The sequence below is a fragment of the Occallatibacter gabretensis genome (assembly GCF_001449115.1).
Classification (GTDB): domain Bacteria; phylum Acidobacteriota; class Terriglobia; order Terriglobales; family Acidobacteriaceae; genus Telmatobacter; species Telmatobacter gabretensis.
On the sequence record NZ_LAIJ01000012.1, the window covers coordinates 244,442 to 268,006 of the forward strand.

Genomic DNA, 23,565 nt, shown 5'->3' on the forward strand with positions numbered 1-23,565 from the left:
TTTTTTGATTTGAGATTCGGAGCTGGGGACACTTGGGGGAGTGTTGGAGATGAGGAACTTAGCCGCCGAGGAGTATAGGCGCTTATTCGTAATCTTTTTATAAGTGTTTGAGGCGCAGAAGCAGCTTGATGGCTGAGGCAAAGATTTGAAAAGCCTTTGTCATCGCCGGCTCGCTTATCTGGCTGGCTTACCTGGTGCTGCATTCCGCGGTCAATTAGTGCTCATGTTTGCCGGGGCGGAGCATCAGGTCTTTGATGGCTTCGCGGGGATTTTTGCTATGGTCGAGGATCAGTTCCATCTGCTCGGTGATGGGCATTTCCACGCGCTGCTGGCGGGCGAGGCCGAGTGCGGCGCGGGTGGTGTGGACGCCTTCGGCTACTTTGCCGCCGAGTGAGGCGAGGATTTCCGGGAGCTTGCGGCCTTTGCCGAGTTCGACGCCTACGGTGCGGTTGCGGCTGAGGGTTCCGGTGCAGGTGAGGACGAGATCGCCGAGGCCGGCAAGGCCGGCTAGTGTTTCGCGGCGGCCGCCGCAGGAGACGGCGAGGCGCGTCATCTCCGCGATGCCGCGCGTGATGAGGCCGGCCATGGAGTTTGACCCGAGGCCCATGCCTGCGGTAATGCCGGCGGCGATGGCAATGACGTTTTTGAGAGCGCCGCCGAGTTCTACGCCGATCAGATCCGAAGAGGTGTAGAGGCGGAGGGACTCCGAGGCGAATTCGCGCTGGACGAGGGCGGCGATGGCGTGGTCATCAAAGGCTACTGTGATGGCTGTGGGCTGGCCTGCGGCTACCTCTTGCGCGAAGCTGGGGCCGCTGAGGGAGCCGATGGGAAGTGTTAGCTCCACTTCAGCAAGCGAGGCGGCGAGGACCTGCGAGATGCGCAGGAAGGAGTCTTTTTCCGGGCTCGATGCTGGGCCTGCCGCAAGGCCTTTTGTGGCGCTGAGCAGAATGTGGCCAGCGCGCATGTGGCCCCGAAGCCGGGCCATGACGGGGCGGAGAAAGTCGCTTGGCACGACGGAGACGAGGATGTCAGCATGCGCGATGGCTGCGTCGTCGCCGGTGACGGTGATCGAGTCCGGCAGGCGGAAGCCGGGAAGGTATTTGCGATTTTCGCGCGCAGTGGCGATGGCGCGAGCAGCCTCATGCGAGTGCGACCAGAGCGTGACGGGACGTCCGTTGCGGGCCAGCGAAGAGGCGATGGCTGTGCCCCAGGAGCCGGAGCCGAGTACAACGATGCGCGGGGCTATGGGGAGGATTGTCATGGGGAGTGTTTATGCGGCCTTGGGCGTTCCGAAGCGGTTTTCTGTGCCGCTGAGCAGCCGGCCGATGTTGGCATGATGCTTCACAATGATCAGTCCCGACACAATGATTTCAGCGGCAATGAAGAAGGCCGGTTTATCGCCGTGAACGAAGTACCAGGCGAAGATGGGAAAGCTGGCTGCGCCGAGGATGGACGCGAGCGAAACATAGCGGGTGAGGGCAACGATGATCCCGAAGACTCCGATGGCCGCGAGTGCCGCCCACGGCGCGATGAAGAGAAAGACTCCGAAGCCGGTGGCCACGCCTTTGCCGCCTTTGAAGCCGAGCCAGACGGGAAACATGTGGCCGAGCACGGCGGCCAATGCTGCCAGTGCTTCGACGTTGCGTATGGGCCAGGCGGGTAAGAGCCATGCTGCAAGCCATGCGCCGATGGCCGCGGCGAGCGCGCCCTTGGCTACGTCCAGCACGAAGGTGGCAGCGCCGAGACCTTTGCTGCCGGAACGCAGGACGTTGGTGGCGCCGATGTTTCCGCTGCCTACGGTGCGGATGTCTTGCTTTTTGAAAAGGCGGACCAGCAGATAGCCCACCGGAATGGAGCCGAGGAGGTAGGAGAAGGCAATGATGAGCAGGCTTGCAGCGGACATCGATTTGAGTGTAACTGAACGGGGGACTGAGGGACTAAAGGGACTGAGGCCGCCGTCTAGTCCATCATGAGTTCGCCGGGCATGATGGGGCGCGTGCGGGGCAGCTTGCCGCTCCAGGCTGCGTAGCCTACGGCGAAGAGTGTGGCTGCATAGATGGCGAGCTTGATGGCTGAGCCGGTTTGCGTGCTGGCGAGTGATGCCGGCATGGCTTTCCAGAGGATGAGCAGGACTGTTTGGGCGATGACGGCGGCCCAGACGGAGCCGTAGAAGTAGCGGCGCTCCGTGCCTTCATGCTTGGTGGAGCGGCCTACGCGTGGCAACAGGCCGAGTGCACCGAGGAGCAGGATGAGGATGCAGAGCGGCAGGTAGACGTACTGGTATAGCTGCTTCATGACCCAGACGCCGGTGATGGTGGCGTAGATGAGGCCGGCGAGGTTGAGCAGGGCGAAGTTCAGTACGGCGTTCCAGGCGAAGGTGTAGCAGACGCGCCGGTAGAGCGGGTTGGGGCGGTCTTCGTCGAAGCGCAGGATGTAGGGCTTTGGCTCGCAGCCGGGGGCCTGGCCGAAGATGAGTGCGATGCCGGTGCCGAGGAGCACGATGCCGAGCCAGATGGAGTTGGCGCGGTTGAAGCCGTGCGCGAAGAGGCTGAAGGTCAGTGGGCCGGGCGCGAGGAAGAAGACCCAGATCCAGAGAGGCCAGTGCAAGACCCGGTAATAACGTTTGTTGCGCGGACGAATTTTACGTTCATCTGCGTACTCCACACGGCCTGTATAACGCATGGGGAAATTCTATCGAAGTGAGGTGCGGGGGTGAAAGATGAAGGCAGCAGTAGTGGTATCCCAGGTCTCTAAATGCAGGAGACCTGGGGCACCCGGCACCCGGCTTTTGTGGAATCCCACCCATGCGCGAAAAAAGCCGCGCATGAATGGGGCACCCGCACCCACATGTATGCTGGGTGGCGGAGAGGATTGAGTCGAGATGCGTGTGCGGATTTTGAGCGAAATTGTTTTTGCAGGGATTGTGCTGGGATGGGCGGCGGGGGCTTTGGCGCAGGGGCCGCAGATTGCGTTTACGTGGGATGATCTGCCGGCGCATTCCGCGCTGCCTGCGAATACGACGAGGGTGGAGATTGGGAAGAAGATACTTGCCGCGATGAAAGCTGGGGGTCTTCCGCCTGCTTATGGATTTGTGAATGGAGTGCAGCTGGAGCATGAGCCGCTCTCTGAGCCGATGCTGCGGGACTGGCGCGCTGCGGGGTTTCCGCTGGGGAACCATGCTTATACGCACATGAATTTGAATCAGCGATCGCTGGAGGACTGGGAGGCGGATGTGCTGAAGAATGAGCCGGTGCTGCAGAAGTATGCAGCTGGTTCTGACTGGCACTGGATGCGGTATCCGTATCTGGCCGAAGGCAATACAGCGGAGAAGAGTGCGGGTGCGAGGAAGTTTCTGCTGGCGCATGGGTACAAGGTTGCCGACGTGACGATGAGCTTTGGCGACTACATGTACAACGAGCCGTATGCGCGGTGCGTGGCTAAGAATGATGCTGCGGGGATTGCGAAGCTGGAAGAGAGCTATTTGAAGGTGGCGGATGCGGAGGTGGACCATTCGCGTGCCGTTGCCAAGGCTGTGTGGGGGAACGACATTCCGTATGTGCTGCTGATGCATGTGGGCGCGATGGATGCGGAGATGCTGCCGAAGCTGATTGAGCTTTATAAGAAGCGCGGGTTTACGTTTGTGACTCTGCAGGATGCGGAGAAAGATCCGGCTTATGCGGCGGATGTGGATTTGTCACTGCCGGCGCCGGCGTGGGTGCGGAATGCGCCGGTGCCGCCGCAGCCAAAGCCGGATTTTGATGTGAATGCGGTGTGTAAGTAGCGGTACAGAAGTAGGATGCCGATGAATATCTTCAAGGATAAGAATTTGGTTCATGCGTATTTATCCGGTTATCTCTGCGCATTGCTGGCGCTACCGATTCACAGCCAGATGGCTCAGTCCGCTCAGCAGCGTATGCAGGCCGTGCAAAGCCACCTCTCCCGGTACGCCATCATTCGCGGCAGCAAGAATGACGAGATGAACCTGGACTCACAGATGAAGGCGTTCGGCGTTCCGGCGGTGAGTATCGCAGCTATCCGAAATGGCAAGATCGATTGGGCACGAGCCTATGGAGTTTCGTCGACAGAGGGCGCGGCTCTATCGATAGAGACGTTGTTTGGAGCGGCTTCCATTTCGAAACCTGTTACGGCCCTTGGAGTTCTCAAACTTGTGGAAGAGGGCAAAATCGATCTGGATGCGAATGCCAATCATTACCTGAAAAGGTGGAAGATTCCGGACAATGAGTTCACTGCGAAGCAGAAGGTCACGGTTCGCGAGCTTCTGAATCACACTTCGGGCATAGGGACGCATAACGGCGAAATTTATGATCCAGGTTCACCCATTCCCACACTGCTTCAGCTTCTGGAAGGTGAGAAGCCTGCGAGAACGCCGCCGGTTCGTGTGGAGAGTATCCCAGGCGCGAAGTTTGCCTATTCCAATGGTGGCTATCTTGTGCTCTCGCTGCTGATCGAGGATGTTACGGGACAACCCTTCGCCGCGTACATGAAACAATCGGTGCTTGACCCTATCGCGATGAAGCACAGCACCTTTGATGCGCCGCTTTCGCCGGAATGGGCAGCTTGTGCGGCCACGGCGTATGGATCCGATGGAAAATGGTCAATCACTCCATCCAAGTTCGTGGAACCGAACCTCGCTGCCGGTGGGCTCTGGTCCACACCTACGGATTTGGCGAGGCTTCTTCTGGAAGTTCAGCGCGAATATGACGGAAAATCGCACAAGGTCCTTCACCAGCAGACCATACGCATGATGGTTTCGTTGGACAAGGCAATTTCCTCACCCAGGCGCTATGGACTTGGCTTCGAAGTAGGCGGCAGCCCTGAAAATCCATATATCCGCCACGAGGGCTCAGCATTCTTTCAGGACGATATGGTGGAATATCTCAATGGCAATGGCATTGTTGTGATGACCAGCGGTGGTGGAGGCGGAGAACTCGCAGACGAAGTCATTCGCAGTGCAGGAACGGTATATGACTTTCCTGATTTCAAGCCAATTGAACACTCGGTTGTAGAGGTTCCGGTATCAACTCTGCGCGGTTACGTCGGCACCTATGCTTACATCAAGGTGGCTCTGGAGGGCGACCATCTTACGGCGGAGATTCCGTCCGGATCGCCCGCCGCCCGACTTTATCCGGAATCGCCTACGCAATTCTTCAAACTGGATGGACCGCAGGAGCTGTCTTTTCTTCTCGACTCTCAGCAGAATGTCACAGGATTGGAGTTCATCACGCCAATTGGACATCATCATCTGGACAAAAGTCCGGAGCCCTGACGGCTGGCTTTTGTGCTGTGCCCAATGAGTTCTGTGGAATCTCTTACGAGATGTGGACGGTTTCCAGCTGCATTAGGCGGCGGCGGACTAGATCGAGCGCTTGCTGTGCGGTCCACTCGCGGACGCGGGCGCGGGGACCGCGGAAGGTGCGCTCCAGGACGTCGGTTTTCTGCGCGTCGCTGACGGCAATGTAGACGAGGCCGACGGGCTTGGTTTCGGTTGCGCCGGTGGGGCCGGCGATGCCTGTCACTGAGAGGCCGATGGTTGCGCCAGTGCGCTTGCGGATGCCTTCAGCGAGTGCTCGTGCGACTTCTTCACTGACTGCGCCGTGATGCTCGATGAGTTCCGCGGGAACATCGGCGAAGTGCGTTTTGAGGGCGTTGGAGTAGACGACTGCGCCGCCGAGGAAGGAACGTGAGCTGCCGGGTACTCCGGTGATGCGCTCTGCGACGAGGCCGCCCGTGCAGCTCTCCGCGACGGCGAGTGTGGCCTGGCGCAGGCCGAGGTAGTAGAGGACGATCTGTTCGAGGGTTTCGCCGTCAGAGGAGTAGAGCCAGTCTTCGAGAAGTTCCTCTAACTTGCTAGCGAGCTCATCAACGCGCTTCTGCGCCTGCTCCTGGTCTTTTTTGACGCAGTGGAGCTCGAGCTGGATGTCGCCGTTATGGGCGAGGATGGTTGTCTCGACGTCTGTGTATGTGGTGTAGGTGGGCGCGAGGAGCTTGTCGGCCTGTGATTCTGGAATCATGGCGGCCTTCAGTGTGCGCTTGGCGAGATAGCGGATTGGCACAACTTCGCGCAGGCGCGGCATGACTTCCGATTCAAAGAGCGGCTTGCACTCGCTGGGAGGGCCGGGTACAAGCATGATGAGCTTGCGGAAGCCTTCGTGCGTCGTGTCGAGCCATTGGCCGGGCGCGCTGCCGTTGGCGTTGGGGATCACCGTTGCGCCTTCAATTACATCGGCCTGCTTGAGATTGTTGTCCGGCATGGGCATGCGCCAGGTGGCGGCGCGCGCGGCGAGGGCGGCTACCTGCGTTCCGTCGCGGCGCAGCTTGAGGCCGAGGGTTTCGGCGACGGCTTCGCGCGTGAGGTCGTCTTCCGTGGGGCCGAGGCCGCCCATGACCACGACAATGTCGACGCGTCCGAGTGCGGTGCGGAAGGCGTTGACGAGGTCCTTGCGGCGGTCGCCGACGATGGTTTTAAAGGCGACGGTGACGCCGAGCTCATTCAGTTTTTCAGTTAGAAAGAGGGAGTTGGTGTCCTGCCGGTGCGGCGTAAGCATCTCAGAGCCAACTGCAATGATTTCCGATCTCATAAAAACAGCTACCAGCTCCTAGCTTTTAGCTTCCAGCATGGATGCGGAAGAACGCAATGCTTCTTCCGTGCCAGATTTTTCTGGAAAGTAGCTGGACTATATACGGGCCAGTTGCTAATCGCTAAAGCTAAAACAGATTTTGTCCTTCGACACCCAGATCCACATCATAAACGGCTTGTTGCGTGGCCAGCACGGCTGTGCCTAGCGGAGAAAAGGCAACGCCTACCAGGTTGGATCCGGAAAGCGCGAGTTGTGCTTCGCCTTTGGCTGTCACGCGCACGATGCCGCGGTGTCCGCGAAGGCATGCGGCAACGAAAATGCTGCCGTCCTGTGCGACTGCGAGCCCCTGTGGACGGCCCAGACCGCGATACCAGTCGCGGGCATCGCCATGCGGATCAATTTCGTAGATTGCATCGTTCGATCCAAGCGTGGGGCCGGTTACGTACAGTGTGCCTGCGGCATTTACCGCCAGGTGATAGGCAGCGGCGCTTGGCTCCAGCGTGGCGTGGACGAAGATCTGCTGCTGCGGATTGATCTTGAAGATGGTGCCGCTGCGGTCGCCTACGTAGAGGTTGCCGTCGGCGTCAAATGCAGCGCCGGTGGCAATGCCCATACCTTCGGCGTAGACCGTGTACTCGCCTGCGGCGTCGACGCGATAGACGATTCCTTCGGCGCGCGAGGTTACGAAGAGGTCGCCATCGGGATTAAAGGCCAGGCCGGTGGCATTCAGAATGCCTGTTACAAAGGGCGTTCCGCGGCCATCCGGACTGATGCGCACGACGGAGACCGGAGTCGATTTTCCTCTTGGGCCGGAGATTGTGGCATAGATCATTCCCGACCGGCTTACCGCCGGGCTTGTGACTGGATGCAGCCCAGCACTCAACTCGCGGGCCACGCGAAGCGGTACTGAATGCGTAGCGCCGTTGACTGTACGAACTTCCACCAGCCCTGTTGCTGCGGGATCAGGCACACGGAAGATCAGCCGGGTCGGGCGGCTTAGCAAGACCTGCGCTGATTCACCCCCGATGAACACCTCAGGCAGCGCAAAGCTGATGGGGCCCAGATTTGCGCCGGTCAGCTCCACATCGCCACCCGGCAATGCGGCTGCGGGCAAGACATCATCAATGCGGGGAGTGAGTGCGTCAGGAGACTGGGATACGGATTGGGTGCGTGCGCGTGGCATGGATTGCCTCCGGAGCCTTAAATCCAGATGCGGATGAGGGCGCCGATACCCCAAGCATACAACCCGGCAGCCACGTCGTCGAAGACGATTCCCCATCCCTCAGGCAGGCTTTCCAACTGCCGTGCCGGAAAGGGCTTGAGAATGTCGAAGATCCGGAAGAGGACCAGCGCAATCAGCCCGTGCTTCCAGTCCAGCGGCGCACCCAGTAGCGCAATCCATTGCCCGGCAACTTCATCGATGACGACGAAGCCGGGATCTTTGCGGCCGCTTTCCCGCGCAGCGATGGTTGCAGCCGGAACGCCCGCCGCTATGGAGAGCACAATTCCCGCGCAGAGCATCCAGATCATCACGTTTGCGGCTGGGTGGAGCGTCCAGGCCGCCAGCGCCCACAGCAAGGCTGCTGCAATGGAGCCCCAGGTACCGGGACCGGGCTTGCCGAGCCCAGCGCCAAAGAAAGTGGCTATGGTCCAGGCCCAGAATGTTTTGGTCGATCTCTGGCGGGCTTGGCCTGAATTAGCTGGTAGCGTCACGCTTGGCTCCGAACTTACGAATCAGAAAATTATCGATCAAGAAACTCCGGAACAGCGCTGCACCAAAATAGACAAGGATGGCCTGTGCAACAAAGAGACAGAAACTCTTATACGGATATATTTCCGTGAAATTCCAGTGCATGAACAACATGAAGGAAAGATTTCCCAGGCAAGCCGCCCACAAACCGAAAACTCCAGTTCTAGAAATGCCAAGCGACAAAACAAAGAGCGGAAACGACAACAAGCAGGGGAGATCGAACATCAACCACATTGGAAGATCAACGGGCTTTGGCATTCCTCCCCATGCAATTGCGAATAATCCCAAAAATGAAAGAAACGCACTGACTACGCCCCCAACAACCAAAGCGCTAAAGCGGAGCACTAATTTAGTACTCATCGGAGTCCCTGCGGGTTCCGCTCCCAAGCCCGTCGAGGTCTTCGAGCACATCGGGGTCCAGCACCGGCGAGCTGATCTTGTAGACGCCCGTGGCCCACTTGCCCAGGTCGATTTTGCGGCAGCGATCGCTGCAGAAAGGGAAGTCCTCGTCTTTTGGCTGTACGAGCATTCCACATGAGGGGCAGCGCAATATTTTGTCGGATTTTTTCTTTGCAGGCATAACGTATGCGTTGCTCAAAGCAACTCTTAAATTTATGGTACTAGGCGAATGAGAATCGTGCTCAGCGCGCGTGTGGTTCGCAGAAGCGTTCTTGTTTTGTCTCTATGCTTTGTTGCGGCTGCGGCGGTTGGGGGACGTGCGCAACAGTCGCCCGGCGCCGCCGCACAGAGTCCGGAAGGCGAATCCGCGCCTGCGGTGCTGCGAATCACGACACGTGAAGTGCTTGTCGATGTGGTCGCTACGGATGATCGCAACCGTCCAATCCGTGATTTGACCGCGCAGGAGATCGAGATTGTGGAGTTGAAGGCAGGCGGGCAAAAAGTGGCCACCGGAATCGCATCTTTTCGTCCTACAGATGCCGCTCTTGATAACGCCCAGCCAGCGCCGCAATCCGGAGGCTTCCGGGTGTCGCTCGGCGGGGACTGCGCTGCGCGCGCCACTTTTCACTACGAGATTTCCTTCCATCCGAATGAGGAAGGATGGCAGAGCGGTTATCACGAGATTGAGGTACGAACGACACGAAAGGGAGTGAAGCTTGCGTATCACAATCGCTACTATGTGGGCGCAAAAGATGCGCTTGCTGTTTTGCCCTCGCGTGCGGAAGAGGCCACGACGTTACAGGCGGCGGCTTGCTACCACGCGGACGTGCCGCCATCGATCGGGCTTTCTGCGCGTTCTGTTTCAACCGGGCTCAAAGACGTGCTGCGTTACTTTGTCACCGTCGATGCAGACTCGCTGAAATTCATCTCTGTCTCGTTCGGCAGTCAGCGTGTGCAGCTTGATTATGGTGCCTGCATATTCAATGCACAGGGAAGGCCGATTCGGTACTTCAGCTCCGCGGCTGACCGGATGCTGAGCTCGTCTGAGTATGCGCAGGCCATTGTACATGGCTTTCCGAATCTGCTTGAGTTTCCGCGCGTGGATGAGGCGGTATTGATGCGGGTTGTGGTGCGAGACCGGACGACGGGGAATGTAGGAACAACCACGATTCCTCTGGCGCAGGCGGCTGCAACTGTTCAGAAGGCTTCCGTGGATAGAACTCATGACGAGCAAATGGTGCGGAAGATCGCGCTGGAGCAGATGGAACTTCGTGACCGTTATCATCCTTCGACAACAAATACGGGCGCTTCTGTACCTGCCCCGTGGTTTCGTCCTCCACCTGGTCCCATAGGCTCTTTCGGGTCCATAATTTCAAGGCCGAATAGCTTTTGCGGCGATGTGTATGACCTTCCGAAGAACACTGTGAGTCTGCCAGTGTACTGGAATCTCAGCTCCATTGGCAGCCTCTATACGCCGTCGCTGGATGTGCCGCATCAGACTTTCGACAATAGTGGAGGGATTGCGGGAATCACACCCAATACGGCATGGATTGGCATTGATTACCATGCAATGTTCTGGGTAAAAGATGCCGGCGAATACGAGTTTCGTCTGCTGGTGGATGACGGCGCAATCCTCTGGATAGACGATCGAAAAGTGATCGAAATGGACGGGGTGAACTCAGGCCGAATGAGCAGCGGAAGAATTGTCCTGAGCGAGGGTGAGCACTCCATGCACGTGCCATATATCCAGGGACCGCCAACAGATGTTGGACTCGTAGTTGCCATCAGACCGCCTGGAGAAAAGAATTTCAGGATCTTCGATCTGCGCGAGTTTGCTCCGCCGGATGAGAAATCCGGCGGAGCTACTGCTGCTCAGTGATGGGATCAGCAATGCTGAAGATTACGCTGCGCTAGTGTCGGTAAGGCCGTTGCTGACGAAGAAATCCACGCAGGCCTGTTGTACTTCTCGCCGTAGTGCACGCTTTTCCCGCGTGCGGATTTTGTGGCCCTTCTTGATGTCATCCATGGACTTTTCTTCGAGCGGTAACGGCGTGATGAAAAAGCCGGCGCTATTGGGCTGAATTCCGCGCTGGAGGAAGAAGTCATCGTAGGAACGCTGGAAGGATGAGGCATACGTCGCATCGTAGGAGATCTGCATGATGCCGCTGATGCAGACCGCCGTGTCGATTTCGAATATGTTCCCAATGCCCTGCAGCGCGGCAAAGAGGAGCGCTATGGGACCGACATCCCCAAAGCTTTTGGTGGCCTGCGACAGTTCCTTATGGACGCCTTTGGTGCCCTGAAGACGCGTGATGAGGAAAACATCTTTTGCGTCCGACTGCACGATCCGGCCGGGGATGATGGAAAATCCCATGATGTAGATGATTTTGTCCCCCATCTCCAGATTCAGGGACAGTTCGCCTTCGGTATCAAAGGGCATGGAGTGGCACATGGTAATGGCCAGGCGGGCGCCATTTTCTTCCAGCTCGAAGAGAGTGACCTTATCCAGCAATGTGCGGCGCAGAAGCCAGATGGGGAGCACGGTGCGCAGGCGATCGTAGTGATGGAAGAAGCACTCGGCGCAGGCTGAGATGGGGAAGTCGCGCAAGAGATACCGACAGGTGAGGTGCTTGTACGGAAGCCTTGGATAGAGCTGTGCGGTCTCAATGAGCACAGGATCCTTGAAGAGCCCAGCAATTTTACGCTGCGTGGAAAGGCTGATCGCCATGCGCGACAAGAGGCCGGCCATCATGCGCGTCGATCGGAGCATGGGCGGGTTGCTCAGGGCCCTCAGTGATTTCCAAAGAACTCCGACGCTCTTCGCGATGCTTCCCCCGGTATTGTCGCTTTGTTCAACTGGTAAGGCGTAATTCCAAGACATGAGTGATCCATGACCCTCACAACAGAATTGCCAGCCCTCGGGTCAGAAATGTTGGCTTCTATTTGTTTGAAGTTGTGCGATGCGCAAACTTGCATGCCCTCACGCAGGAACTAACTACCAAGTGATTCTTACTCTGCTAGAGCATCTAGACTATCCCAATAAAGTTATAAAGAATATATAAAGTAGTAACCTCTATTTAGTTACTTTAGAATATGCCTATGGTCGGTTACGTGCGTCTATATTTTGCCAAATAGTAAAGATGCGGCTTTTGGCCTAAGGGTTTGCTGGAAGTGGTCCTGAAATGATCCTCGCCACTACATCATATTCATGCGCATCTGTAATTTCGGCCCTATAGAACTTGCCGGCCTCCAGGGCTTCGAGATGGCCGAAGTCGTTGATATATACCTTGCCGTCAATCTCTGGAGCATGGAACTGGGTGCGGCCTTCCCAAAGCAGGGGAGTCTCCTCGCTTTCGCCTTCAACGAGCACTACGACTTCGCGGCCTACCCACTCCTGCCGGGCGCGCTTGCTGATGCCTTGCTGCAGCTTCATCAGCCGGCGCTTACGGGCCTCGATGGTGCGTTTGGGTACTTTCGCGTCGAGGGCGTGGGCCTTGGAGCCTTCTTCGTCCGAGTAGTTGAAGACGCCAAGCCAGTCGAATTTCGCTTCCTGGACAAAATCCTCAAGGATGGTGATGTCTTCGGCGGTTTCGCCGGGAAAGCCGACGATGAATGAGGTGCGGAGAACAATGCCGGGAACGGCTTTCCGCACCTTTTCGATTGTTTTGAGGAAGATCTCGGCGCCGGCTCCGCGCTTCATAGTCTTGAGCACAGAGGGCGAAGCATGTTGCAGGGGCACGTCGAGATACTTGCAGATGTTGTCATGCTTGGCGATGGTGTCAAGCAGCTTGCCGGTAATGCGATTGGGATATGCGTAGAGGAATCGCAGCCAGCGCAGGCCAGGGATCTGGGCCAGCTCATCGAGCAGTGTGGCGAGGCCGTCTTTGAGGCCGAGGTCTTCGCCGTAGCAGGTGGTGTCCTGGCCGATAAGCGTGATTTCCTGCACGCCGCGTGAGACGAGCTGGCGGGCTTCGGCTACTACGGACTCGAAACGGCGCGAGCGGAACTTGCCGCGGAGGTTTGGGATCACGCAGAAGGTGCAGGGATGATCGCAGCCTTCGGCGATCTTGATGTAGGCGGAAGTCTTGCCGGTCGAAAGCAGCCGGGGTGTCGTTTCGTCGTACAGATACGTTGGCAGCAGATGCGAAGCGCCTTGCCATTCTTCGCGGTCGAAACGGCCCTGGGATTCGCGGTGGTCGCCTTCGGCCCTGAAGTGAGTCCCGGCTAGGGCTTCTTTACCTGCGTGAACTGTCGCATTGCCGGTGAGAATGGTGAATGGCGAAGCAGTGATCGGCTTGCGCTCCAGTCCGGCAGCTTCAAGAATTGCTTCGAGCTCGCCGGTGCCGACTACGGCATCGACTTCTGGAATGCTTTTGCGGATTTCGTCGCGATAGCGCTCGACGAGGCAGCCGGCGACGATGAGTTTCTTTGCGCGGCCCTCGGTTTTGTGGCGCACCATTTCGAGGATTGTGTCTATGGACTCCTGCTTGGCGGTGTCGATGAAGCTGCAGGTGTTGACGACGAGAATTTCGGCTTCTTCGGGGTTCGCCGTGAGGCGTGCTCCGGCGTGATCCAGCAGACCCATCATGACTTCAGAGTCGACGAGGTTCTTGGGGCAGCCGAGCGAGATAAAACCTACGACGGGCGCGGTTTTCAGACCGGATTTCTGAACAGCACTCTGCTGTTTTTCTACTTCTAATTCTGCAACGATGCTCACTTTCTTATTGTACCGGGAAGTGAGATTCCGCGCTGATGTTGTGACGCCGCTCACAGGTGCAAAGGCTTACTCCTGAGCGAATGGCACGGAGCGCAGTTTCCCACGCCAAAGGTGGTAAAATCAATCAGTGCCGGGTCCTACGCGACGTAATCCCGCCAAACCCGCCAGGTCCGGAAGGAAGCAACGGTAACGGGCTAGTACGGGCGCAGTAGGTCACCCGGTACTTTTTGGTTTTTATGCAGGCGCGCAAGCGCCTTTATTCTTGTCCCCAGATGTTTCAGATGTCAGGAGAAATGCTTTGACCCTCGCTGTGCGTCCCGTGGTGGGCCGTCGCGCCAAGATTACGGCGCTCGGAACCTATGTCCCCCCGCAAGTGCTGACCAATCAAGACCTGGAAAAGATGGTCGAGACCAGCGATGAGTGGATCTTCAGTCGCACCGGCATCCGCGAGCGCCACGTTCTGGCCAAGGGCCTGGGCACGAGCGACATGTGCGTAGAAGCTGCGAAGAAATGTCTTGCAGCGCGCGGCCTAGAAGCCAGGGACGTGGAAGCTATCATCGTGGGCACGGTGACGCCGGACATGCTGTTTCCTTCGACCGCGTGCCTGGTACAGACCAAGATTGGAGCGGCGGGCGCGTGGGGCTTTGATGTTTCGGCTGGGTGCTCGGGCTTTGTGTACGCGTTGCAGGCCGGTGTGAAGCTGGTTGAAAGCGGCGCGCACTCCAAAGTTCTGGTCTGCGGCGCGGACGCCAACACGCGCATGGTTGACTACACGGACCGCACTACCTGCATCCTTTTTGGTGACGGGGCGGGCGCGGTGCTGATTGAGCCTTGTGAAGAGGGCGAGATTGGCATGATTGATTTTGTGCATGAGATTGATGGGTCTGGTGGTCCGGCGCTGAATATGCCTGCGGGTGGAAGCCTGAATCCATCGAGCCACGAGACGATTGATAAGAAGATGCACTTCATCCATCAGGATGGGCCGACGGTCTACAAGTTTGCCGTACGCAAGATGGCTGAGGCAACGCTGAAGGTGCTGGAGCGCAACGGCGTGACCGGACCTGAGCTTGGAGTCTTTATCTCGCACCAGGCCAATCTTCGCATCATCAATTCCACTGCGGAGCGGCTCGGCATTGAAGCTGATCGCGTGATCGTGAACATTGACCGCTATGGCAATACTTCAGCGGGGACGATTCCGCTGGCGATGGAGACCGCTGTGCAGGAGGGCAAGTTGAAAAAGGGCGATCTGGTTCTGCTTGCCGCGGCTGGTGCGGGATTTACGGTTGGCGCGGCGTTGTTGCGCTGGGAGATTTAAAGGCAGTTGTTAGTGTTTCGTGGTTCGTTAAAGCCCTGCATCTTGAGATGCAGGGCTTTTGTTTTGCTTATTGGCTAACGGCTTGCGCTGGTAGCGCAAAGTTATATTGTGGCAATACGCCCGCTTCGGCGGCCATTCGGAAGAATCCGCGCATGCCTTCAATGCATTCTTCGTCAAGAACGTAATGGATGTTCTCGGTGAGGTATGTGCAGATTGTCTCGGCGGGGAGCGGTATCTTTCGTGTCCACTCGCGCACCAGCGTGTCGATATTTGCGAGGCCGTGGTCGCGGGAGCGAATGAAATCCTCTGCTACGGCGGTGTCCACGCCGCTGTGCGCGGCCCAGATCGCGGAGATGTATGGGAGGCCGGTCATCGTCTTCCACTCCAAGGCAAGGTCGTGATAGACAAGCTCCTCGCCGGTTCGCTCGTAGCGGTTGGCCTGCTCCTCCAGAGCCATCAATGCCGGGTCGCCAATGACCACAGCTGCGTCTGTCTGCTCCAGCATCGCATCGAGGTCCGCGGTCATCTGCATGAACTCTGCGGCGGTATTTCCCCACTTTTGAAGGAGGATGCGCGTATAGGCAATCGTTGTCCGGCTGGCCCTGTCCGCGGCTACGGTGCGAATTTCGCTCAGCTTCTGCCTGGCTCGCCGCACCAGCAGCAGGGAACGTACGCGCCCCTTGGATGCGATGGTGCAGCCGGGCAGCACGCGCAGATTCGGATTTCTTGCGAGCGCCGCAATGGGCACCAGTCCAATGTCAGCCGCGCCGCTCTCCAGCCGGTCGGCGCACTCTGACGGCAGCATCATGTCGATGCGATAGCGCTTCGACAATTCGTCATTGAATGGGGGATGTTCGAAATCCCACATCAGAGGTGCGGGATTCAAAAAACGGATTGCGGCGATACGAAGGCGACTGTCGGCTACTTGCGGCACGTCTCCAGTCTAAATCTCGTTGCTCACCTGGGGCCCTATCTCTTGACTTTGGCGGCCCCTGCACCTTACCTTCACATCAAATTCCTTAAAAAGTTTTAAGCAAGACCCTGCTGTACTTTTCTTCCAGAGACGCGTTGCGCGAGGGCTTCCGTTTGTCTTTCTCCTCCGTTACGCCTGAACTTGCTGCTGTCGCTGTGCCTGCTGCTCCAGACGATGACCGGCTTGCGTGGCTTGCGCTCACGCTTACGCCCGGCCTTGGCCCGCGGCGAATTCTGGAAGGCATGCGCGTACTGGATGCGGCGAGTCGCATCTTCCGCATGACGCTGACGGAGCTTGAAGGGCTGCGGTTTCCTGCTGAATCCGCCCAGTTCATCTTTGACGGAAAGGCGCGCCGCGCGGCGGAAGAGGAGTGGTCTGCTGTTGCGGCACTGGGAGCGCAGATCGTTACGTTTGAGTGCGCAGCTTACCCTGAGCGGCTGAAGGAGATCTACGATCCGCCGGCGGTGCTGTGGGTGCGCGGCGATGCCGGCCTGCTTCCACGCCACTCGATTGCTGTTGTTGGCACCCGGCAGCCATCGCCGTACGGCTCGGGCATGGCGGAGCTTCTCTCACGCGATCTTGCGGCGCGCCGCATTCTTATTTCGAGTGGCATGGCTCGCGGAATCGATACCTTTGCGCACAAGGGCGCGCTGGCTGCACGCATGCCTACGCTTTCTGTCTGGGGAACGGGCATTGATGTGATCTACCCGAAGGAGAACAAGAAGCTGGCGGAGGATATTCTTGCGGGCGGCGGAGCGATTGTCAGCGAGGTGCCGCTGGGTACGTTTCCCGCGCCGCAAAACTTCCCTCGCCGGAACCGCATTCTCAGCGGTCTCAGCATCGGCGTTCTGGTGGTGGAAGCATCGGAGAATTCCGGCACGCGCATCACTGCCCGCTGCGCCTCTGAGCAGAACCGGGATCTCTTTGCCGTTCCCGGCAACGTGACGAACAAGGGCGCTTGGACCCCGAACATGCTTATTCGGCAGGGAGCTAAGCTGGTGGCTACCTGGGAGGACGTCTGGGAAGATTTACCCTCGCAGGTCCGTATCGAACTTGAGTCCCTGGCGCATTCTGCATCCAAACCGGAAGTGGCTGCATCTTTATTGCCTGACCCGGTACTGAGGCCCGAAGAGGCTTTGGTGCTGGAGGTAATACGGGCTGATGAGTCGTTGCAGATCGATGAAATTCTGGATCTGCTGGATACTCAACTGACTTCCTCAGAAGTGTTTACGGCCCTTTTCGAGCTGGAAATGGCAGGCCGGATTCGCTCCCTGCCGGGCAAGAACTATGTGCGAGTTCTTTAAGGACGAGTTTTCCCAATCTGCACAAGGCCGGGGATTATTTTGTGTGAGTTTTCTTACGCAAAAACCCTTTTGCGTGTAGGGTGTTGGCATCGGGATGCGGGAGAATTTGCATCCACCGGAGTGGAAACCGGGTTGCCATCCGTGATAGCTTCCAATTTTCGCGTCCAATTTTGAAGAGCCATCAGAACTCCGGCGCGGAGATGGCACTGCCGCGCGCAGACTGTGAAAGTTTTACTCATGACGGAACCTCCCGCTCCGAGTCCAATGGCTCCGAGTGGGGTTAGCAAGAAAGAAACCGAGTATTGAATGGCAATTAAGAACGCAGCAAAAAACATAACGAGCGCAAATATCAAATCTCTCGTGATCGTCGAATCGCCCGCAAAGGCCAAGACGATTGAAAAGTATCTTGGCAAGGGCTTTGAGGTTCTTGCCTCGGTGGGCCATATTATGGACCTGCCTAAAAGTGATCTCGGCGTGGAGCTGAAGAATCGCACCTTTGAGCCGACGCTCGAGGTTTCTCCCGGCAAGGAGAAGGTTGTTGCGCAGCTCAAGAAGGCCGCGGCCAAGGCCGACCAGATCTTCCTGGCGCCTGACCCGGATCGCGAAGGCGAGGCGATTGCGTACCATCTTGCGCTGCAGCTGGGGAAGACCGCAGCCGACAAGAAAAAGATTCGCCGCATCACCTTCAACGAGATCACGAAGAAGGCCGTGCAGGAGGCATTTGAACACGCCCGCGATGTGGATCAGAACCTGGTGGATGCGCAGCAGACGCGCCGTGTTCTCGACCGGCTTGTGGGCTACCAGATTTCGCCGCTGCTGTGGGACAAGGTGCGGCGCGGACTTTCAGCGGGCCGCGTGCAGACCGTTGCCGTGCGCCTGATTGTGGAGCGTGAGCGCGAAATTGGGGCATTCAAGCCGGTGGAGTACTGGAACATCGATGCGATTCTGCAATCGCCGGAATCGGCATCGAAGGCATCGCAGCCGGAGACCTTTACGGCACGCTTCGTCGGCATGGATGGCGAGACGGCCCGCGTGGCTAACGGAAAAGATAAGGACGGTAAGGATCAGTTTCTTTCCAACGCCGTGGCCGATGAAGCGACTGCGCGCGCCGTTGTGGATGCGGCAATGCAGGCGCAGTGGACCGTTCGCTCGGTAGAGAAGAAAGAGCGCAGAAAATTCAGTGCGCCTCCGTTCACCACGAGCACGCTGCAGCAGCAGGCGTCCTCCAGGCTGGGCTTTAATGTTCGCCGCACCATGGGCGTGGCGCAGCGTCTTTATGAGGGCGTGGACCTTGGCCCCGAAGGCACGACTGGCCTTATCACCTACATGCGCTCGGATTCAACGCGTGTTTCTCCTGAGGCGATTGCGGGAGTGCGTGAGTATGTGGGCAAGGAGTTTGGCGGAGCATATGTGCCCGCTCAACCCAATACTTTCAAGTCGAAGAAAGACGCGCAGGATGCGCACGAAGCAGTTCGTCCAACGGACCCATCGCGTCACCCTGAGAGCGTGAGGCGTTTTCTTTCAGGCGAGCAGTTCAAGCTCTACCAGCTCATCTGGCAGCGGTTTACGGCTTCGCAGATGACGCCGGCTGTCTATGACGTGACCACCGTGGAAATTGATGCGGTGCATGGCAAGACATATAACTTCCGTGTCTCCGGTTCGGTGCTGAAGTTTGACGGATTCCTGCGCGTGTATCAGGTGGAAGATGATGAAGAAGAGATTCTGCCGGAGATTCCGAATGGCGCCAGGCTCTCGCTTGCGACTGCGGCGCAGCTGAAGAAACTTGCCGAGCAGGATAAGGCTGAGAAGCTGGAGCGTGCTCACAAAAAGTACGCGGCAGACACAGCCCGGATTGAGGCGCGAAATGAGCGCGCGCCGGATGGTGCGGAGCCTGAGGCTATCCCGGATTTTGTTGAGCCGGAGACTGCGCTTGCTGTGCGGCCCGCAGCAGTGGACACGGTGCAGAAATTTACCGAGCCGCCGCCGCGGTTCAATGAAGCCTCGCTGGTGAAGGTGCTGGAAGAGCGCGGCATAGGCAGGCCATCGACGTACGCCTCGATCATCAATACGATCCAGGATCGCGAGTATGTGACGAAGATTGCCAATCGTTTCTATCCGACGGAGATTGGCGTGGTGGTTTGCGACCTGCTGGTGAAGAACTTTCCGTATATCTTCGACACGCAGTACACGGCGAAGCTGGAAGAAGAGCTGGATGATATTGAAGACGGCAAGGAGAAGTGGACCGATCTGCTGACGGGCTTCTATGACCACTTTGAGGACGAGCTCAAAGCCGCTGAGAAGCACATGGAAAGCATCAAGCGGATGGAGCAGATGACGGACGAGAAGTGCGAGTTGTGTGGTTCGCCGCTCGTGCTCAAGTGGGGCAAGTTTGGCAGCTTCTACGCCTGCTCGGCTTATAACAAAAAAGATCCCACATCCTGCACGTTTACCAAGGAGAACACGGCCAACAAGCCCGACCTGAATACGCCTGAAGCGCAGGAAGCCGCTGAGCAGGACGAGTATTGCGAGAACTGCGGCAAGGTGATGATCATGCGCCGCGGGCCTTTCGGCATGTTCCTTGCGTGCCCGGACTACAACGCTGATCCGCCGTGCAAGACCTTCCGCAAGCTAAGCCAGAAGCAGCAGCAGAAGCAGTCTGCTCCGCAGCCTACGGGCGAAGACTGCCCGGCGTGCGGCAAGCCGCTTGTGCTGCGGCAGGGAGCTTATGGCGAATTCGTCTCCTGCTCCGGTTATCCGAAGTGCAAGTATGTGAAGCAGAACCTTATCGAAGGGCTGAAGTGCCCGAAGTGTGGCACAGGCGACATTGCCGAACGCAAGGCTCGCAGAGGCAATCTCTTCTGGGGCTGCACGAACTATCCCAAGTGCGATTTCACTTCGAACTACAAGCCTGTGGCGGAGAAATGTCCCGACTGCGGCAACTCGTATCTTGTGGAGCGAACGTTCAAGGATGGCGTTTACCTTGTCTGCCCGAATCGTGGCGACAAGACTGAGGAAAAGGAAGCTCCAGCGGCCAAAGCCACTGCCACAAAGAAGCGCGGCAAGAAGGCTTCTGAGCCGGAGCCAACCGGCGTAGCTGGCTATCACTATGCCAAGCGCATCGGCGATGCGCCGCCTCCGCCGACGGCGAAGACGCATGGGCCGGTGACGGAGAAGGAAGAGTTGCAGCCCGCATAATCCGTCGATAAGACAATCATGGGCGCGAAAGAGATCATCATCATCGGCGGACCGAACGGGGCAGGGAAGACTACTGCGGCAAAGCGGTTTCTGCCTCATGTCATTCGCATGCGCGCATTTCTGAATGCCGATGAGATTGCACGGCAAATCGCTCCGGAGGATCCCGAATAGGCGGCTTTCGCCGCTGGAAGGCAACTTCTTCGTCAACTCAATGAATTCGTTCAGAGCGAAACAAGCTTTGCTCTTGAAACAACGTGTTCAGGCAAGTCATACGTTCCGGTTCTCAAGCAATGCCTGAAGAATGGATGGAGAATAATCTTCTATTACCTCTGGCTTCCATCGCCAGAGAACTCAGTAGCTCGTGTTGCAAATCGTGTGCGCGAAGGCGGGCATTTCATTCCGAGGGAAGACATTCAACGCAGGTTTATTCCTGGGCTCTGGAATATGCGTCATTTGTATTTGCCTCTGGCAGATACAGCGGCAATCTACGATAATAGCGGCAGGGAGCAGATTTTAATCACCGAAAAGGAATCCGGCAAGCCGCTCAGGATCGTGGATTCCGAGCGTTGGCGCAGAATTGAGGAACTTACATCATGAACCAGACATCCCGCCAACTTCTGAGCTTGTTCGATGAATCGCTCTCGGAGGTTCGCCGTGATTTTGCTGACGGCACTCTCGACCAGTCTGGACGCTTCTACAGTGATGAGGAACTCGAAGCGCAGCGCGCAGCCCTTGCTGCTGACAAAACCGCCCAGAAATCCAAAGCTTCGGCCGCATAAAATTCCTACTTTTGCCGGTCCAGCGTCTAGGATGGCATAACGGACAATGACCACCTCTTACGACGCAGTCGCTTATCCCGGCTTTGCATTTCCTCGCACGCACCCCGGCAACCTGGCCGCGATGGCTATTCTCCACGGCCATAATCCTGAACCGGTCGAGAACTGCCGGGTGCTCGAAATTGGCTGCGGCGAGGGCGCTAACCTCATTCCCATGGCATACGCCATTCCCGGAGGCCGATTCACGGGATTCGATCTTGCGCGCCTGCCGATTGAGCGCGGACAGCAGCGCATTGATGAGCTGGGCCTCACGAACCTTCGCCTTTTTGAGGCTGACATTCTCAATGTGGGGCTCAACGTCGGGCCTGAACTTGGGCAGTTCGATTACATCATTGCCCATGGCATTTATGCCTGGGTTCCGGAACCAGTCCGCAACCGCCTGATGGCGCTCTGCGCAGAACTGCTGGCTCCCAATGGCGTTGCGTTTTTCAGTTACAACGCACTGCCCGGCTGTCATATGCGCCGTATTGCTCGCGATGCCATGTTGTTTCGTACGGAAGGCATTGCCGATGCGGAGGAGCGCGTTGCTATCGGCGTCGAATTTCTACAGTTCCTTCATAAGGCTCGGGGCGTTGACGACGCCTATTCCAAACTTTTGCTTGGCCAGTACGATTACCTAAGCGAGCGCGAGCCGCACGCCACCATCCATGATGAGCTTGGTGAGTTTTACCATCCTGTTACTTTTCTCGAATTTGTCGGCCACGCCCGCTCCCAGGGACTCGATTACCTCTGCGAGGCGGCCCTGCCGCCGCCTGACGATCCGGGATACCGTTCCGAAGTCCAGGCTGCTCTTGAAGAGACCGCAGGCCCTGATCCTCTGCGCCAGGAGCAGGCGCTCGACTACGTCCGCGCTCGCATCTTTCGTGAAACCCTTCTCACGCATGCCGTGACTGATTCCGGTTCCGAACGGATCCTCGATCCCAATCCGGCGTATCTGCCTCATTTGCTTTTTGCTTCAGTCGCCACTTCGTCGCCCGGCGCGGCCCCCCATTCCACCCGCTTCACGCTTTCTACTGGCGCACATACAGACATCAACCATCCTGCCGCTGTTGCTGTCCTCCGCGCTCTGGAGGCGGCATGGCCGCTCGCACTGAGCCTCGACGAACTCTGCCAGCAAACCGCAGGTTCTGGCTTCGCCTCGGACGAGACTGGACTTCGCCTCATCCTGCGGCTCGTTATTTCACAACTTGTCGAACTCCGCGCCTGGAATGCGCCCGCGGTTCGTGTGATCTCCACCCAGCCGCGGGCTTCCGCCTCTGCACGGCAGGAAGCCCGCAGGCGCGCTCGGACATCGAGTCTCCTCCACACGACAGTCATGCTGGATAAGCCGCGCCTCCGCCCGCTGCTGGACCTGCTGGACGGCACGCGGGACCGCAACGCCCTGGCTGACGCTCTCCAAGCTGTCTTTCCGGATGAGCCGCGCCATGAGCTTGTAGAGGAAATTGAATCCGACCTCCAGTTTCTTGCTCGTACCGGTCTGCTCGAAGCGTGATTTTCACCACTCGCCGTCTCATCCGTTACCATCATCCGCGGAGGGTTCTCATGGAAAGTGTTCTTGCCAGCCCGGCTGATGCCGAGATTATTCTCAAGCTCTATGATCTGCGCCGCGAAGCCGTCTTACGCGAGGCCCGCAAATGGGTTTTGGGAGAGTTCTGGCCCACCACCGTCGAAGAGTATTTAGCTGTCGCGTCCAACTCCGCTCACCCGCAGAACCCATACGTGCGGCAGGTCAACACTTACTGGGAGATGGCGGCAGCCTTTGTACTGCACGGGGCTGTCTCGGCCGATCTCTTTGTGGATTGCAACCAGGAGGGCTTTTTTCTGCTGGCCAAATATTCGTCGTTCCTTGAGGATATGCACAAGCGCAACCCTCACTTCATGTCCAAAACCTGTGAGTTGGTGAAGCAGTATCCAGCCGCCGCCGCCCGCTACGAGGTCGCCCGCAAGAACGTAGGGAATATGGTGGCCGCCCGCCAGCAGGCTGCGTCCACCGCATCTCCGCAGTATGCCTATCCGGCTACAAAATCGTAGAATTTACGATTCCGTGACAAGGTCTACTTGCCCAAACCAGTCCGCCGGGCGCATCATGATATTCGAACTTCAAAGTAAGCATTTTCCGGAGGCTACAAAGTGAAACGCACATTCGCCCTTGCCGCTGCTGTTCTGTCCCTTGCTTCTGTCTCTGCTTTTGCGGCTGACGGCAAGCTCACCGGCTACATTTCGGATTCCATGTGCGCTGCCAAGCACATGGGCACCGGTGCTGCCTGCGTCAAAAAGTGCATGGACGGCGGCGACTCACCCGTCTTTGTCGATTCCGCCAGCAAGACCGTCTACAAGATTGACAATCCGGATGCCGTGAAGGCCTTCTGGGGCGCCAAGGTAGACGTTTCTGCCTCGACGAGCGACGACAAGAAGTCCGTCCACATCAGCTCGATAGAAGAAGCAAAGTAGGTTCTCTTCCGGGATTGGCACTCGAC

22 protein-coding genes and 1 other RNA gene are annotated in these 23,565 nt (G+C 57.8%); 12 read left to right on the forward strand and 11 right to left on the reverse strand.

Annotation, left to right across the window (positions count from 1 at the left end; all coding sequences use genetic code 11):
• Positions 1-214: 214 nt before the first annotated feature.
• The 3 genes from VO84_RS20185 to VO84_RS20195 are packed head-to-tail and all read right to left on the reverse strand — an operon-like array spanning position 215 to position 2,682.
• Positions 215-1,261 carry an NAD(P)H-dependent glycerol-3-phosphate dehydrogenase gene (locus VO84_RS20185; RefSeq protein WP_058189585.1) on the reverse strand — a complete coding sequence of 349 codons (1,047 nt, stop codon included), beginning with the start codon at positions 1,259-1,261 and terminating at the stop codon, positions 215-217.
• Positions 1,262-1,270: 9 nt separating this feature from the next.
• Entirely contained in the window at positions 1,271-1,903 is a 633-nt protein-coding gene (gene plsY / locus VO84_RS20190; RefSeq protein ID WP_058189586.1) for a glycerol-3-phosphate 1-O-acyltransferase PlsY, read from the reverse strand.
• 56 nt (positions 1,904-1,959) lie between these two features.
• Positions 1,960-2,682, reverse strand: a complete 723-nt coding sequence (locus VO84_RS20195) for a hypothetical protein (protein ID WP_058189587.1) — start codon at positions 2,680-2,682, stop codon at positions 1,960-1,962.
• A gap of 199 nt (positions 2,683-2,881) precedes the next feature.
• Between VO84_RS20195 and VO84_RS20200 the strand changes: the two genes are divergently transcribed.
• Positions 2,882-3,781, forward strand: a complete 900-nt coding sequence (locus VO84_RS20200) for a polysaccharide deacetylase family protein (protein WP_082662228.1) — start codon at positions 2,882-2,884, stop codon at positions 3,779-3,781.
• Positions 3,782-3,802: 21 nt separating this feature from the next.
• Complete coding sequence (locus VO84_RS20205; RefSeq protein ID WP_058189588.1) at positions 3,803-5,287, forward strand: serine hydrolase; 1,485 nt, start codon at positions 3,803-3,805, stop codon at positions 5,285-5,287.
• A gap of 43 nt (positions 5,288-5,330) precedes the next feature.
• Here VO84_RS20205 and VO84_RS20210 read toward each other — a convergent pair whose 3' ends face one another.
• From VO84_RS20210 to VO84_RS20230, 5 genes are all read right to left on the reverse strand, one after another.
• The gene (locus tag VO84_RS20210) at positions 5,331-6,599 is read right to left on the reverse strand and encodes a competence/damage-inducible protein A (RefSeq protein WP_058189589.1); all 1,269 of its coding nucleotides are present in this window, start codon (positions 6,597-6,599) and stop codon (positions 5,331-5,333) included.
• Between the two features lie 127 nt (positions 6,600-6,726).
• Positions 6,727-7,782: an SMP-30/gluconolactonase/LRE family protein gene (locus tag VO84_RS20215; RefSeq protein WP_058189590.1), complete on the reverse strand. Its 1,056-nt coding sequence runs from the start codon at positions 7,780-7,782 to the stop codon at positions 6,727-6,729.
• A gap of 17 nt (positions 7,783-7,799) precedes the next feature.
• On the reverse strand, positions 7,800-8,312 hold the full coding sequence (locus tag VO84_RS20220) for a phosphatidylglycerophosphatase A family protein (RefSeq protein WP_058189591.1): 513 nt from the start codon (positions 8,310-8,312) through the stop codon (positions 7,800-7,802).
• Positions 8,296-8,709, reverse strand: coding sequence for a hypothetical protein (locus VO84_RS20225; protein ID WP_157440027.1), 414 nt, complete (start codon positions 8,707-8,709; stop codon positions 8,296-8,298). The genes VO84_RS20220 and VO84_RS20225 overlap by 17 nt, the downstream gene beginning before the upstream one ends.
• Positions 8,699-8,929, reverse strand: coding sequence for a DNA gyrase inhibitor YacG (locus VO84_RS20230; RefSeq protein WP_058189593.1), 231 nt, complete (start codon positions 8,927-8,929; stop codon positions 8,699-8,701). The genes VO84_RS20225 and VO84_RS20230 overlap by 11 nt, the downstream gene beginning before the upstream one ends.
• Before the next feature lie 48 nt (positions 8,930-8,977).
• Here VO84_RS20230 and VO84_RS20235 point away from each other — a divergent pair, with 48 nt between their 5' ends.
• Positions 8,978-10,627 carry a PA14 domain-containing protein gene (locus VO84_RS20235; protein WP_082662230.1) on the forward strand — a complete coding sequence of 550 codons (1,650 nt, stop codon included), beginning with the start codon at positions 8,978-8,980 and terminating at the stop codon, positions 10,625-10,627.
• Between the two features lie 21 nt (positions 10,628-10,648).
• On the opposite strand, the gene VO84_RS20240 is transcribed toward VO84_RS20235, so the two are convergent.
• Positions 10,649-11,518 carry a DUF535 family protein gene (locus VO84_RS20240; protein ID WP_058189595.1) on the reverse strand — a complete coding sequence of 290 codons (870 nt, stop codon included), beginning with the start codon at positions 11,516-11,518 and terminating at the stop codon, positions 10,649-10,651.
• Between the two features lie 384 nt (positions 11,519-11,902).
• The gene (gene rimO / locus VO84_RS20245) at positions 11,903-13,378 is read right to left on the reverse strand and encodes a 30S ribosomal protein S12 methylthiotransferase RimO (protein WP_408033319.1); all 1,476 of its coding nucleotides are present in this window, start codon (positions 13,376-13,378) and stop codon (positions 11,903-11,905) included.
• A 215-nt stretch (positions 13,379-13,593) separates the two neighbouring features.
• Between rimO and ffs the strand changes: the two genes are divergently transcribed.
• Positions 13,594-13,691, forward strand: an RNA gene (gene ffs / locus VO84_RS22295) — signal recognition particle sRNA small type.
• A 72-nt stretch (positions 13,692-13,763) separates the two neighbouring features.
• Positions 13,764-14,780 carry a beta-ketoacyl-ACP synthase III gene (locus tag VO84_RS20250; protein ID WP_058189596.1) on the forward strand — a complete coding sequence of 339 codons (1,017 nt, stop codon included), beginning with the start codon at positions 13,764-13,766 and terminating at the stop codon, positions 14,778-14,780.
• Between the two features lie 67 nt (positions 14,781-14,847).
• Here VO84_RS20250 and VO84_RS20255 read toward each other — a convergent pair whose 3' ends face one another.
• Positions 14,848-15,714, reverse strand: a complete 867-nt coding sequence (locus VO84_RS20255; protein WP_231738113.1) for a menaquinone biosynthetic enzyme MqnA/MqnD family protein — start codon at positions 15,712-15,714, stop codon at positions 14,848-14,850.
• 152 nt (positions 15,715-15,866) lie between these two features.
• On the opposite strand from VO84_RS20255, the gene dprA reads away from it, so the two are divergent.
• The 7 genes from dprA (at position 15,867) to VO84_RS20290 (ending at position 23,539) form a co-directional block, all read left to right on the forward strand.
• A complete protein-coding gene (dprA, locus tag VO84_RS20260) occupies positions 15,867-17,057 on the forward strand; it encodes a DNA-processing protein DprA (RefSeq protein ID WP_231738115.1) in 1,191 nt (396 codons plus the stop codon).
• A 306-nt stretch (positions 17,058-17,363) separates the two neighbouring features.
• Positions 17,364-20,252: a type I DNA topoisomerase gene (gene topA, locus VO84_RS20265; RefSeq protein ID WP_058189598.1), complete on the forward strand. Its 2,889-nt coding sequence runs from the start codon at positions 17,364-17,366 to the stop codon at positions 20,250-20,252.
• A gap of 18 nt (positions 20,253-20,270) precedes the next feature.
• Entirely contained in the window at positions 20,271-20,423 is a 153-nt protein-coding gene (locus VO84_RS22675; protein WP_157440028.1) for a hypothetical protein, read from the forward strand.
• Positions 20,424-20,845: 422 nt separating this feature from the next.
• The gene (locus VO84_RS20275) at positions 20,846-21,031 is read left to right on the forward strand and encodes a hypothetical protein (protein WP_058189600.1); all 186 of its coding nucleotides are present in this window, start codon (positions 20,846-20,848) and stop codon (positions 21,029-21,031) included.
• Positions 21,032-21,077: 46 nt separating this feature from the next.
• On the forward strand, positions 21,078-22,580 hold the full coding sequence (locus VO84_RS20280) for a class I SAM-dependent methyltransferase (RefSeq protein ID WP_058189601.1): 1,503 nt from the start codon (positions 21,078-21,080) through the stop codon (positions 22,578-22,580).
• Between the two features lie 50 nt (positions 22,581-22,630).
• Positions 22,631-23,119 (forward strand): DUF4760 domain-containing protein, encoded by a 489-nt coding sequence (locus tag VO84_RS20285; RefSeq protein WP_058189602.1) that lies wholly within the window; start codon positions 22,631-22,633, stop codon positions 23,117-23,119.
• Positions 23,120-23,218: 99 nt separating this feature from the next.
• Entirely contained in the window at positions 23,219-23,539 is a 321-nt protein-coding gene (locus VO84_RS20290; RefSeq protein ID WP_058189603.1) for a hypothetical protein, read from the forward strand.
• Positions 23,540-23,565 lie beyond the last annotated feature (26 nt).